The following is a 13,114-nucleotide window of genomic DNA, read 5'->3' on the forward strand; positions in this document are numbered from 1 at the left end:
CCAGTAACCGATTTCCGCCGGACCGCGGTCATTTCTCGGGCCGGTGGCTACCTCGGCCGCGTAGGTCGTCCAGTCTCCTGCGTTGGCGTGCTGCCATCGTACGGCGTTCTGGATGTCTATGCCGAGGGCCAGGATCGCTCTCGTGGGCGGTCTCGGCGGTGACCGTGATCAGGGCCTGGGTGAGGATGTCCAGTCTGGACGCCGAGGCGGCGGCCGCGGCCGTCATCGGCCGGCTGCGGGAGGACGGCGTGATCCCCGGGGAGCCGGGCTAGTGATCCCGAAATATGGTTTCTTACCAGGTCTTCTCGCCTAAAATGGGCTGATTCGTGATCTAATGATCTCGGGGGCACGGTCGAGGGAGAAGATTTTGAAGTTGCGCGCGCCGGGCTCACCCGGCATCTTCCGTCGGGGTGCCAACGCATGACCGGCGGGCCGGGGCGTGCCCCGATTCCCGACATCGATGCGGCCGGGATAGATCTGCTGGATCCATTGCTCCATCGCGATTACGACCTCTCTGCGCTGTGGCAACGGCTACGTCGTCAAGCGCCGGTCCGATGGCAAGCGGCCGGCCCGCAGGGGCCCGGATTCTGGGTTCTGACCAGGCATCGTGACGTGGCGGCCACCTATCGGGACTTTCGGCGATTCAGCTCCGGTCAGGGCAACATGCTCGAAACCCTGCTGCGGGGCGGTGATCCGGCCGGCGGGCAGATGCTCGTAGTGACCGACGGTCGGCACCACGCATCCTTGCGGCGACTCATGCATGGCGGTTTCGGCCACCGCGCTCTCGGCATCATCGGTGATTGCGTCCGACAGGCAACCGCTGATGTTCTCCAGGTCGCGCTCGAGCGCGGCGAGTGCAATTTCGTCCAGGACGTCGCCTCGGTCGTTCCGCTGGTCGCCATCTGCGAGCTGCTGGCCGTGCCGACCGTGGACCGCCCTGAGATATTGCATCTTACGCGTTCGGCTATGGGGTCTGGACCCGAGGCCCAGCGGTCGATGCAGGCGCGGGTGGCCCAGAGCGAGATCCTCATGTACTACTACCAATTGGCGATGGAACGGCGCCGGGCACCGGGGACCGACGTCGTGAGTCTACTCGCCAACGGTGTCGTGGAGGGGCGTCCGCTGACCGACGAGGAGGTGGTGGCGAACTGCTACAACCTCATTGTCGGCGGGAACGAGACCACGCGGTTGTCGATGGCCTCCGGCCTGCTCGCGCTGATCGAGCACGAATCGGAATGGGCCCGGCTGAGTCGGGGCGAGGTGGAGGTCTCCACCGCCGCAGACGAGATCCTGCGCTGGACCACACCGGTGATCCATGTCGGCCGGACGGCAACCACAGATGTCACCATCAGCGGAACGACCATCCGGGCAGGGGATATCGTCACTCTGTGGAACGCGTCCGCCAATCGTGATGAGGAGGTTTTCGAACGGCCGGACCAGCTGATCTTGGACCGGTCGCCGAACCATCACCTCGCGTTGGGTTTCGGATCTCATTACTGTCTGGGCGGGTATCTGGCCACGATGGAGCTTCGGGCGCTCCTGGAGCTGTTACAGGGTGAGGTGGCGTCCGTAGCCCTGAACGGGCCCGTGGAGTGGCTCAGCTCGAACTTCGTGAACGGTGTCGAAAGTCTCCCGGTCCGGCTCAGGCCGACTGTGCGCACAAGGTTTCCAAGAGCGTGACGTAGTCGCGCAGTAGGGCGAGCGCCGCGTCCTTGTCCCACAAATCGCCGGAATACTCCATCCACGCCTGGTATCCGTCGGCGACGTCCTCGAACTGGACGATCCCCATGGTCAGTTCCCGGCGCGAGGCGGGCGGAGCCAAGTCGTGGACGGCAACCGTCTCCACACCGGTGAAAGTCACCGCGTCCTCGAAGGTGTGCATGAAATTGAATGTTACGTTCGGGACGTCCGACAGCACCTGGTTCAGGGGTACTGCGTCGTCGAGCGCCTTGAGGATGCCCAGCGCGGTCGTGCTGATCGAGTCGGTGAACGAGGCGGCCTCCTTGACTACGAGGGGAACGGCCAGCACGCTCGCGGCAAAGGTGAGCATGGACTCGAACTCCAGCCGAGGGCGGTCGGAAAAACCCATCACAAGAACGATTTCTGTGCGTCCGGTTTGCCTGCTCAGCCAACGGGCGAACGCGGCCGCGATGACGCTGAACGGCGTGGTGTGCCGACGGCGGGCGAGTTCCTCGGCTGCCTTCCGGACGGACCCGGAGACCGGAATACGGACGGTGCCCCCGGTGCCGCTCGCCGCGACTGCGCGCGGGCGGTCCGTCGGCAGCTCCACCCGGGCACTCTTGCCGAGCATTTCCCTTTTCAGGGCCTCAATCTTGCGTTTGTTCGCGGTCCGGTCGGTGTGGGCGACCTGCCATCGCGCATAGTCGGTGCACTGCCGGACCGGGACCGGCAACCGGGGGATCGCGCGGACCACGGCTGAACGGTAGAACTCCGAAAGATCGCGGTACATCGTGCGTATCGCCCACGCATCGACACTGATGTGATGCAGCACGATCATCAGGACCCACTGCTCAGCATCCAGCCTCAGCAGCCGGCAGCGAGGGAAGGTGCCCTGGCCAAGGTCGAACGGGGTCCGGGCGAGCATCCGGCAGGCCCGGTCCACCGCGTGCTCCTGCTCGGCCGCCGTCCGGCCGCGTACGTCGACGATGCTCAGCGGTACCGGGCCCGGGGGAAGCTCCTGCTGCCGCCAGTCCTCGTCGATCATGACGAATCGGCAGCGTAGTGCCACGTGCCGCGCGGCCAGCTGATCGAGTGCCCAGCGCAGGGCATCCACGTCGAGCGGCCCGGCCAGCCGAATCTGGGTCGGCACGTTGAACACCCACGGTGTTGGTGAGTGGGTGACGCCCCCCAGCATGGTCCTCTGCTGCAGCGAGACCGGCGCCTCGTCCAGGGTTTCGGTGACGTCCATTCACCCTTCTCTCTTCGTCGCCACGTGCGAGGCCATGCGGTGGACGGTCGGTTCCCCGAAGAAATCGGCAATCGAATAAGCGACGCCGAACCGCTGCCGAACACGGTTCAGCAAGGTGATAGCCATGATCGAGTGCCCACCGAGATCGAAGAAGTTCGCTTCGTCACTGAAGCCGTTGAGACCGAGGACACCGGCCCACTCTTCTCTGACGGCAGCGATCACAGCGCCACCGTCATCGCCCCGGCCATCCTCGTCGGGGCTGCGGCCGCGGTCCCACTTGCCGTTCGGGGTCAGGGACAGATCGGTCACGATCTGCCACCGTTCGGGAACCATGGGCCGCGGAAGCACCTGAGCCAGCTGAGCTCGCCAGAGCCGGGCCTGCTCGTCGAGGTCGATCTCGCGTGACTGCCCGTCACCCACCAGCCGGACATGACCGGTGAGCACCGAGCGGCCGGTCCCGGCATCGGTGGTGGATTCGATCCTCGCGTCGGCGATGCCGGGCATGCCGCGCACGGCCCGGCCCACCTCCTCCGGCTCGACCCGCACGCCGCGGATCTGCACCTGATCATCGACTCGGCCGTGGTGTTCGCCGCTGCCGTCGTTACGCCACCGCACGAGGTCGCCGGTGCGGTACCAGCGACGTCCGTCACCGTCGACCGAGAAGCGCTCAGCCGTCAGCGACGGGTCGCTGTGGTAGCCCTTGGCGACCTGAAGGCCACCGACATGTAGGTCGCCGATGGATCCGGCCGGCAGAGGACGACCGGAGCGGTCCCTGATCTCGAGCAAGGTTCCGGGATTGGGCGTTCCGATCGAAGGGCTGCCCGCACCGTCGGCGGACACCGGAGTCGTCATGCAGAAGACCGTGCATTCGGTCGGCCCGTAGATGTTGATCAAGGTGAACGGCAGTTCCGCCCGGGGACGGGAGTTCAACTTCTCGCCGCCGACACACAGGTAGCGCAGCGTCGTGTGCGAGGGCCAGGGCTGCTCCAGCAGCGCCTCGCCCACGGCAGTGGGCAACATGACGATGGTGATCTGATGATCGGCCAGCCACGTCACCAGGTCCGAGGGGGCCAGCCGCAGATGGTCCGGGACGACGTGCACCTCGGCTCCGGTGGCGAACGCCGGCCACAGATCCAGCTGGACAGCGTCGAAACCGACGGCCGAGTACCAGCCGATCCGGTCGGCTCGGGTGATTCCCAGACGCTCGCAGTAGACCGCGAGCGTGGCGGCCAGATTGCTGTGTTCGATCGCGACGGCCTGGGGTTTGCCCGTCGATCCGGAGGTGTAGAACAGGCAAAGAAGGTCCTCGGCCGTCGCCTTGACCGGCGTCATTCCGGTGAGGGGGCGGGTGTCGCCGTCGTCGGGATGGACCCTGGCCGTGAAGGGCGCGAACGCCGGATCGAGGGCGGCCTCGCACACCAGGGCAGCGGGTGCGGCGTCCGTGATGATGCTGATCAGCCGGGGCCGTGGCTGGGTGAGATCCAGAGGCAGGTAGGCTGCGCCGAGGGTCCGGACCGCCAGAACGGCTGCGGCGAAAGCATGTCCGCGGGGTAGTCCGAGTGCCACCACGTCACCCCGGCGCACCCCGGCTGCGACCAACCGGGCGGCCAGGGTGTCCGACAGTTGCGACAGGGCCGGCCCCTCGTGCCGGCCGCTGTCATCGACGATGGCCGAGCGCACCGGAGAGGCTGGGAGCGTCCGTTCAGCGCCCGAAACAGCCGGCCGCGAACCGAACTCCCTCAGTTCCCGCCGATCGTCGGCGGTCAGTGCGGGAAGGTCACCGATGTGCCTGGCCTGCCCGGAGGCGATCGACTCCAGGACCAGGAACAGCTGGCCGAGATAGCGGCGCGCGGTGGTTTCGTCGAACAGCCCTGCATCGTAACGGATCCGCAGGATCAGACCGGTCTCGACCTGGACGGCCATCAACGACATCTCCAGGGGGGAAGACTGGGTTCCCTCTGTCACCGGCTCGGCCCACAGGCCTGGCAGCGAAATCGCCGACAGCGGGTTGGTGTCCAGGTCGATGGTGACCGGTGTCAGTGGGCGGACCGTGCCCGGATCCGGGTTGGCCTCGGCCAGAAGGGCGTTCAGGTCGGCTGAGCGGTGTTCGGCGGCGGCCAGGAGAAGGTCACGGGCGGCTCTGACCGCCTCCCGCAGGGTCAGGTCGTCCCGGAGCATGCCCCGCAGGGGCAGCAAAGAGCCGAACATGCCTACCACGTCGGGGGCCTGGGCCGGGCGATAGCCGAACGTGCTGCCGAGCAGGAACTCGTCCTGCCCGGAGAAGCGCCGCAACACCACGCGCCAGGCAGTGACCAAGGTAGCGAACAAAGTGACGCCCTGTTCGCCACTCCATCGCCGCAGCGCGGCCACCTGATTACGGTCGAGCGAGACGGTCACCGCACCCCCGGTGCCGACGACCGTCTCAGCGCGTTCCCGGTCGGTCGGCAGTCGCAGCACCGGCGTCTCGCGCAGATGATCTCGCCACCAGTCGAGGTCGGCATCCACTTCGGCCGGCTCCACGAGGTCCAGCGCAGATCCGGCCGGAGCGGAGAACTGGGCCACCTCGTGCTTGACCCGGGCCCGGTACAGCTCGCTCAGGTCCGCTGCGATGATCGCGGCGGAGGGGCCGTCGGTGATCAGATGATGAATGCCGAGCAGAAGCGCGTGGTCATCGGTACCGAGCCTAAGGAGATGGGCCCGCAAGAGCGGCCCGGTCGCGACTTCGAATGGCTGGCGGCTCTGGTCGGCCATCGCGTCCCGGATGGCGTCGGCGGCGTCCTGGCCGCGGTGGTCGGTCACTTGGATGGTGAGGTTCACCGTCTCCTGCACACACTGGAGGAGCTGATTGTCAGCGTCACCGAGGTGGAACACGGTGCGCAGACCTGGGTGACGGTCGACCAGAGCGCGCAGCGCGGCGCACAGAGCGCTCTCGTCCAGCGGTCCGTGCAGCCGGACCGCCTGGACCTCGTTGTAGGCGGAGGGCCCGGTCAGCTGGGTGGCCAGCCAGACCCGGCGCTGAGCCGCAGTGGCCGGCCCGCACCGGTGAGCCGGGGCCGGATGCGTGTGGGTGCCTGCCTGGCCGGCGTCGCTGTCCTGGGCGTCTGGGTGATAGCGCCGGCGCAGCGCATCGAGCCGGATCAGGCCGGCCGAGACCTGCTCGGCGGGCATCCCGAAGTCGACCAGGGCCGCGATCTCGTCGACGCCCGCCGCTCTCAGCGCCTCGACCACCTCGACGCAGCTTTCGGGCGTGCCGATCAGGGCCCGCCGGTCGCAGTAGCGGTCGTAGGCTCGGCGGAACAGGAACTCGAGGTGCTCGGGATCGGCGGTGTCCAGATCGTCCGAGGCGACGCCGCCAGCTGCGGCCGCGGCGTGCATGGACAGAGATGCCCGCAGGTACCGGACCATGGGCTCCAGCGCTGCGGCGCGGGCCGCGGCGTGTTCCTCGCCCAGGTAGGTGTGCAGCAGTACCGTGACCCGGCCCGTCTCCGGATCCAGTCCCGCATCCTTCCGGGAACGACGGTAGCGGCGGATGTTCTCGGCCAGTTGCTCGATCGATTGGTTCATCAGATTGGTGACCACGCCCAGATCCAGCCGGCCGGCCTGCTCGTAGGACTCAGTCTTCCCGGTGGTGGCGAGCCACATCGGCAGCGACTGCTGGAGCGGGCGCGGAAACACGCGTACGTCGATGTCCTCACCGGAGCCCGAGCGTCGGCGTACCGTCTCGCCGTGCCAAAGGCGGCGCACGTCGGACAGGCTGTCGATGGCGATGTCGCGCCGGTGCGTGAACTGGTCCGGTCGGAGGGCAAAGTCGCCGGCGTGCCAGCCGATGCCGATGCCGAGACCCACCCGGCCACCGGACAGATTATCGACCATCGACCACTCCTCGGCCACCCGCACGGGGTCGTGCAGAGGCAGGACGACCGAGCCGGCGTTCAGGCGGATCCGGTCGGTCCGGACCGCGAGCGCGGACGCGAGCACCGATGGGTTCGGGAACAAACCCCCGAACGAGTGGAAGTGCCGCTCCGGAAGCCATACCGCATGGAAATCATGGGTATCGGCGAAGCGGGCGGTGTCGAGGATCTGCTCGTAGGCGTTCGCAGTCCCGTCCGGATAGTCACCGAAGAAGTAGACGCTGAAGTCGGGTGCGGGCCGAGGGACCGCCGGAACCGGGACCGGTCGGGGTCTGCCACCCGGCAGGTAACCCGCTCCCCGAAGTTCCTGCAGGGAATCGCGGACGGCCTCGGCCACGTGCTCGAGGTCGGCATCGGTATGCGCGGTGGACAGATAGAAGCTGCGCCATTCCCACACGTACACGTCGCGGGCGAGCAGGTGGTGGTAGAGAAGGTCAACGTCGGCACGGGGCGTGAACCGGAACATCGAACCGAAGTGGTCCACCCGTAGCGGGAATTCCTCATCGAGGAAGAACTGGTTGAGCGTCTTGGCCAGGGTGTCGGTGCGGGCGTTAAGCGTCTCCTGCAGCGCGGGACCTTCCCGGTGCAGGTGCGTGAGCACGGCCCGGGCCGCCACCATCGACAAGGGGTGCTGCATGTAGGTGCCCCCGAAGAAGACGGTGTCCTGGCCGGGACCACTGTCGTCGCCGTACTGCCAGAACCCGCCGTCGACCCCGTCGAGGATGTCGGCCCGGCCCGCGATGGCGCCGATAGGGAAGCCACTGCCCAAAGCCTTTCCGTAGGTGGCAAGATCGGCGGTGACACCGTAGCGGTGCTGGGCACCCTGGGCGTGGGGACGCAGTCCGGTGAGCATCTCGTCGAAGATCAGGACGATTCCGTGCCGGCTGGTCAGCTCGCGCAGCGAACGGACGAACGTTGCCGGGCGAAGGCTCGGGTTGCGGCACTGGACGGGTTCGACGAGCACGGCTGCGACGCGAGTGGCTCGTTCGGCGATGATCTCGAGGCTGCGCGGGTCGCCGTATTCCAGGACCAGGACGTCTGCGACCGCGCTACCGGGAATGCCGGGGGAGACCGGAACCGTGCTGAGGTCGGGGCGGCCGCTGGGCCGGCCCAGGACGGTGTCGATGTGGCCGTGGTAAGAGCCCCGGAACATGACGATCAGACTGCGGCCGGTCGCGGCGCGCGCCAGCCGGATGGCCCCGGAATTGGCCTCGGTACCGGAGCTGGCGAAGGCGACCCGCTGCGCTCCGGTGAGTTCGCTGAGCAGCGTGGCGGTCTCGCCGACGTCGCTGGTGCGGGCGCCGAACTGCAGACCGCGTGAGAGGTGCGACTGCACGGCATCGGTGACGAAGGCGGGCTCATGCCCGAACAGCAGGGCACCGAATCCCATGGTGATGTCCACGTAGTGGTTGCCGTCCACGTCCTCCAGCCGGGCGCCGCGCGCCGCCCGGCTGGCGATGGGGTAGCGCATTTCCTTGGTGGCGCTGCGGAAACCCACCACGGCCCGGCTGTCGGCCAGCACATGACGGTAACGCTGGGCGATCTCTTTCGAACCCTGGGTCCGTCGGTTCAGACGGCGGGTCAGGTCCAGCAGATGCGCATGCTGCGTTTCGCCGGCCGCATCGACGGCCATCCCGGAGTCCTCCGCCACCGTGACCATCGGCCCATGCATCGAGAAGTCCGGCTCGGTAACCGGCTCGGCAACCGGCGGTGGCTCGATCGCCTCTTGCGCGGGGACGGCCGGGATGCGCTCGGTGATCAACTGGGCGGTCCGGTTCGGCGTGCCCGCGCTCTCCAGTAATTCCTGCATGCTGATCTCGATACCGAACTCGCCCTCTAACTGCACGAGCATGCCCACCAACTGCAGGGAATCAGCACCCAGATCGACAAGAGCCCGATCGGGGTCGATCTCCTCCGGGCGCAGACCCAGGTGCTGGGCCGTCAGCTCGACAACCCTGACCAGTACTGCGGGCTTGGCCATAACCGCCTCCAGGGCTTCGTGATCGTCGTAGGGATCCTGCGCCTCAACCACTACCGGGGACGGGCCGATCCAATGCCGGACGGGACGAAATGGATATGTGGGTAAAGAAATCCGATGACCACGACGGCCGTCGAGCACTGACGGCCAGTCAATGTCCGCCCCGGCGCGGTAGGACCGGGCCAATGCCTCGGCCTCCTCGTCCGGGCCGGGCCCGGACGGGGAACCGGACAGGTGGGCGGTCAGCGCCGCGAGCATCTCGCGCGTGGTTCGCCCGGTCACCGCGATCCGATGGGAAAAATGAGCGCGGCCCAGCGCCGAGGTCGTGATCAGGTCGGTCAAGGGGATCGAGGGATCGGCGCGTAGCCGGTCCCGGAACGCGGTGACGGTGGCGGTGAGCGCATCGGCGTCACGTGCCGACAGCGGCAGGACACCCGGCGCCCGGTCCTGGCCCTCCGGCGATGATCCGCCGGCCTGTTCCAGGACCACGTGCGCATTGGTGCCCCCGAGGCCGACCGAATGCACCCCCGCTCGACGTAGTCCCGGAAGCGGCCATGCGTGGCCACTTCCGGACAGGGTGAACGGGCTGCCGGCCAGCGTCAGGGCCGGGTTGGGCCGCTGGAAACCGACGAGCGGGGGGACGGTGCCGTGGCGGAGGGCCAGGACCGCACCGATCACCCCGGCCAGGCCGGAGGCACTGTCCAAATGGCCGATCCGGGACTTGAGCGTTCCCAGGGCGCAAAACCCAGTGTCTTCCGTGAGATCGCGGAAGGCCGAGGTCAGGCCCTCGAACTCAATCGGGTCACCCTTCAGGGTCCCTGTCCCGTGCGCCTCGAGATAGCCCACCGATCCGGCCGGGACACCCGCTGCACGGAAAGCGCTGAGCACAGCGGCGCGCTGACCGGCGGCGCTGGGCGCTGCGAAACCCGGCTTCGTGTCGCCGTCGTTGCTGATCCCTGAGCCGAGAATGACGGCATGAACGTGGTCGTGGTCGGCCCGGGCCCGCTCCAGCGGTTTCAGCAGGATCGCGGCGACGCCATTGCCCCCGACCGTGCCGTCGGCTGCGGCGTCGAACGGCCGGATGACGCCGGAGCGGGAAAGGGTGGACCCCTTGACCTGGGGAAATCCGGTGACCTGGGGGAAATGGAGGGCGGCGGAGGCGACCAGGGCCAGGTCCGTCTCACCGAGGAGAAGTGCCTGGCAGGCCAGGTGCAGGCTCACGAGCGAACTGGAGCATGCGGTGGCGACATTGATCGCCGGGCCGGTGAGCCCGAGCTTGAAGGCAACCCTGGTGGCGGCGAAGTCGGCGTAGTTACCGACCTGGACCTGCTTGTCGGACATCCATCCCCGCTCCCAACCGGCCGGCTCAAGGTTGGCCGCCAAGTAGCTGTGCAGGGAGTGGAGGCGGTATCCGGTGCTGGCGTAGACCCCGACCCGGTACTCTCGCGGGGCGAGGAATATCCGCCGTCTTCCAGTGCGTGGTAACACGTCTGGAGAAGAAGTCGTTGCTGCGGATCGGTCGTCGCCGCCTCGCGGGCGCTCATCCCGAAGAATTCGGCATCGAACCGGTCAATGCCCGACAACATGCCGCTGGCGGCCACGAAACCGGGTTTACGGTAAGTTGCCTTATCCATTCCGGCTGCCGCAAGCTCGGTTTCGCTGAAGTGATGAATGCGTGAACGGCCGGCTCGCGTTTCTGCCCACAGGGCCTCGGGCGTGTCAGCTCCCGGGAAACGTAGAGCGATCCCGATGATTGCGATGCGCTGGGGCCACATTTCCGTCTGCATCCCCACTGTCGCTGGCAAGTCTGACTTTTCGACTCCGGACTGCTATGACCGTGACCTGAAGCACGACGAAAAGAATGGCCACGCCGTGCGACATGGCGACAACTGAGAAGGGAGTGAACGCCTCCAGGAGCACTGCGCTCAGAGCCATTCCGATGCCGAACCCGAGGTACTCCAACGATGCCGAGAATCCGAATGCGCGGTCGCGGACCTGACTCGGCAGTGCCTGAAGATGACTGGTGTACGACACTTCGGTGAACCCGTCAGCACATCCGGCCACGAAAGCAATGGCCATGGTCGGAAGAGCCGGGAGCCCGGCGAAACCGAGAATGAAGGCGCTGGACATCAGCACGGTACCGGTGGCGAAGGCGTTCAGGCCCGCGATTCCTGCGCCTCGCCGGTCCAGGCGCCGGATCACCTGCTGGATGGCGATGTTGCCGATTGCCCAGGAAGTGAGGAAGGCGCTGACGAATACGGCCGGATGGGACCCGTCCAGCGAGGTCGAATAAACCGGAAGAGCCACGTTGTGCGAGGCCGACCCGAACGCGTCCACTCCGCGCAGCGCGATCATAGACAGCAGAATCCCGCTGAGCAGTCGGCCACTGTTTGCGCTCGCCGTCGGCCGAGCCTGCGGTCGTACCGGTTTGCTGTCGCGGTCCGGGAAGCGCAGCGAGGCCACCGCCAGCAGACAAAGGGCGAAGGTCAGCGCATCGAGGAGAAACGCCGTCTTGTATCCGGCGAACGAGACGACGATGCTGGCGGAGGCGAACCCGGCGACCATGGCCAGCGAGCGGCCGGTGACGAGCAGGGAGTTGGCCCAGGTGCGGCGCTCCTGCCCGACCAGGTCCGGTACAACGCTTCGCAGCGCGACCAGGAAGATGGTGTTGGCGGAACCGCCGATCACGGCTACGGCGACGAGCACAGGCCACAGCGCCGTGCTAGGAGTGCTGGCCAGCAGCGTCATCGCCGCGGCCTGGGCGGCGTTCGTCCACAGGAGTACGTTCTTGTACGAGAAGCGGGCGATGAGCCGAGGGGCGAGGGGACCGGACAGGCTTCCGGCGGCCAGTCGCAGGACCATGACGGCTCCCAGCCCGATCGGGCTGCCGGTCCATTGATAGGCAAACAGGTTGAGCGCAACCATGTTCAGCTGGCTTCCGAACGAACTGACGGCGTACGCTCCGGCCAAGATCGGAAACCTTCGGACCTGGACCATCGCGTTCAAGGTCACAAGATGCCCTTCGCGAGGCCGGGTTCGAGGTGAGCTGGCTTCGTCGGCATCCCGACGACGGAAGGCTCGAGCAGGCCGACGTCCACGCCTCGGGTCGCGGTGGCCAGGGCGGCGGGACCGACGGCGATCCCGGCCAGGAGGACGATGGCTGCCAGAACAATCCAGCCCACCGGCCCGAGGTGCACCGTCAGGAACACGGTCATCGCCGGGCCCACGATACTCCCCGCCGCGACGCAAATATTGAAGGCGCCAAGGTATTCGGCTCGGGCCGACTCGGGGGCGAGCGCGAACGACATGCCCCACCGGCTGGCCGCCTGACGCAGCTCGCCGGCCGTCAGCACGAGGACGGCCACGGCCAGGCAGAGAGCGCCACCGAGCCGGCTCAGGGCGGCGGTCCCGGCGATGCCCAGACAGCCGACCGCGACCAGCCAGCTCGACTGCCGGGCCGCCCGGGCCGACCCCCGTACCTGGTCGGTGCCCCGCGCGGCGTACACCTGCATGGTCACCGACAGCACCGTGTTCAGCGCGAACAGCGCGCCGATGATGGACGGGTCGATATCGGTGTGCCCGAGCACCCACAGTGGCATCGCCACCGTCATGATCGAGCCGTGCAGCCCGAGGAGGGTGGTGAGCCCCACCACGTAAAGGAACCGGGGGTTGCGCAGCGCGGCGAACCGACGACTGCCCAGAGCCCGGGCGACGTTGCGCGGTCGGGGCAGGGTTGCGATCAGGATGACGCAGGCCAGGTAGGAGAACGCGTTGGTCCCGACGAAGATGGCCAGTAGATGACCCGACCGCAGGCCGACGGTGGCCGCGGCGAGAGATGAACCGCCGAAGAACCCGGCATTGAAGATCGACCTGAGGATGGCCTTGTTGCGCACCATGCTTCCGCCGGTGGAGGTGGCCTCCGCGATGACGGCGTTGAAAGCGCTGGCCCGGCCGAAATCGAGGAACGAGATGGCCGCCACGATGGCCGCGAACTGCCAGAACGCGGTCACCAGGAAGAAAGCCAGGTAACTCGCGCACTGCAGGGCGGTCAGAACCAGCAGCACGCGCTTGTGGCCGAGACGGTCGGCTACCTGGCCCATCACCGACGTGGCGATCAGGCCGGCGAAACCGGCCAGTGATAGCCCGGTTGCGACCTGACCGGCGGAGAAACCGAAGATCCTCACGTAGAGCACCGAGCTGCCGGCCAGGAAGATGCCGCTGCCGACCGCATCGATGAGCTGGATGGCGGCCAGGCGCCGTAGGCGCGAATCGCTGATTACTTCACGCACCCAGTTC

The 13,114-nt window shown here is 67.4% G+C and carries 5 protein-coding genes and 1 pseudogene; 1 reads left to right on the forward strand and 5 read right to left on the reverse strand.

Annotated elements, in window-relative coordinates; genetic code table 11:
* Positions 1-420: 420 nt before the first annotated feature.
* The gene (locus tag LR393_RS26945; RefSeq protein ID WP_231487651.1) at positions 421-1,680 is read left to right on the forward strand and encodes a cytochrome P450; all 1,260 of its coding nucleotides are present in this window, start codon (positions 421-423) and stop codon (positions 1,678-1,680) included.
* Here LR393_RS26945 and LR393_RS26950 read toward each other — a convergent pair.
* The 5 genes and pseudogenes from LR393_RS26950 to LR393_RS26970 form a co-directional block, all read right to left on the reverse strand.
* Positions 1,643-2,929 (reverse strand): condensation domain-containing protein, encoded by a 1,287-nt coding sequence (locus LR393_RS26950; protein WP_231487653.1) that lies wholly within the window; start codon positions 2,927-2,929, stop codon positions 1,643-1,645. The genes LR393_RS26945 and LR393_RS26950 overlap by 38 nt on opposite strands.
* On the reverse strand, positions 2,930-10,306 hold the full coding sequence (locus tag LR393_RS26955; protein ID WP_331282995.1) for a MupA/Atu3671 family FMN-dependent luciferase-like monooxygenase: 7,377 nt from the start codon (positions 10,304-10,306) through the stop codon (positions 2,930-2,932). It abuts the gene before it with no gap.
* 17 nt (positions 10,307-10,323) lie between these two features.
* Positions 10,324-10,605 (reverse strand): annotated as a pseudogene (locus LR393_RS37235) (beta-ketoacyl synthase N-terminal-like domain-containing protein); the annotation flags it as partial.
* Positions 10,538-11,815 (reverse strand): MFS transporter, encoded by a 1,278-nt coding sequence (locus LR393_RS26965; RefSeq protein ID WP_231487707.1) that lies wholly within the window; start codon positions 11,813-11,815, stop codon positions 10,538-10,540. The pseudogene LR393_RS37235 and the gene LR393_RS26965, both read right to left, overlap by 68 nt.
* A gap of 11 nt (positions 11,816-11,826) precedes the next feature.
* Positions 11,827-13,107, reverse strand: a complete 1,281-nt coding sequence (locus LR393_RS26970; RefSeq protein WP_231487654.1) for an MFS transporter — start codon at positions 13,105-13,107, stop codon at positions 11,827-11,829.
* Between the last annotated feature and the right edge of the window lie 7 nt (positions 13,108-13,114).

Source organism: Kineosporia mesophila, assembly GCF_021129235.1.
GTDB classification, from domain to species: domain Bacteria; phylum Actinomycetota; class Actinomycetes; order Actinomycetales; family Kineosporiaceae; genus Kineosporia; species Kineosporia mesophila.

Coding starts and splice junctions, on each gene's coding strand:
- LR393_RS26945 (WP_231487651.1), top strand. CDS start 421: ATGACCGGCGGGCCGGGGCGTGCCCCGATTCCCGACATCGATGCGGCC.
- LR393_RS26950 (WP_231487653.1), bottom strand. CDS start 2,929: ATGGACGTCACCGAAACCCTGGACGAGGCGCCGGTCTCGCTGCAGCAG.
- LR393_RS26965 (WP_231487707.1), bottom strand. CDS start 11,815: ATGGTCCAGGTCCGAAGGTTTCCGATCTTGGCCGGAGCGTACGCCGTC.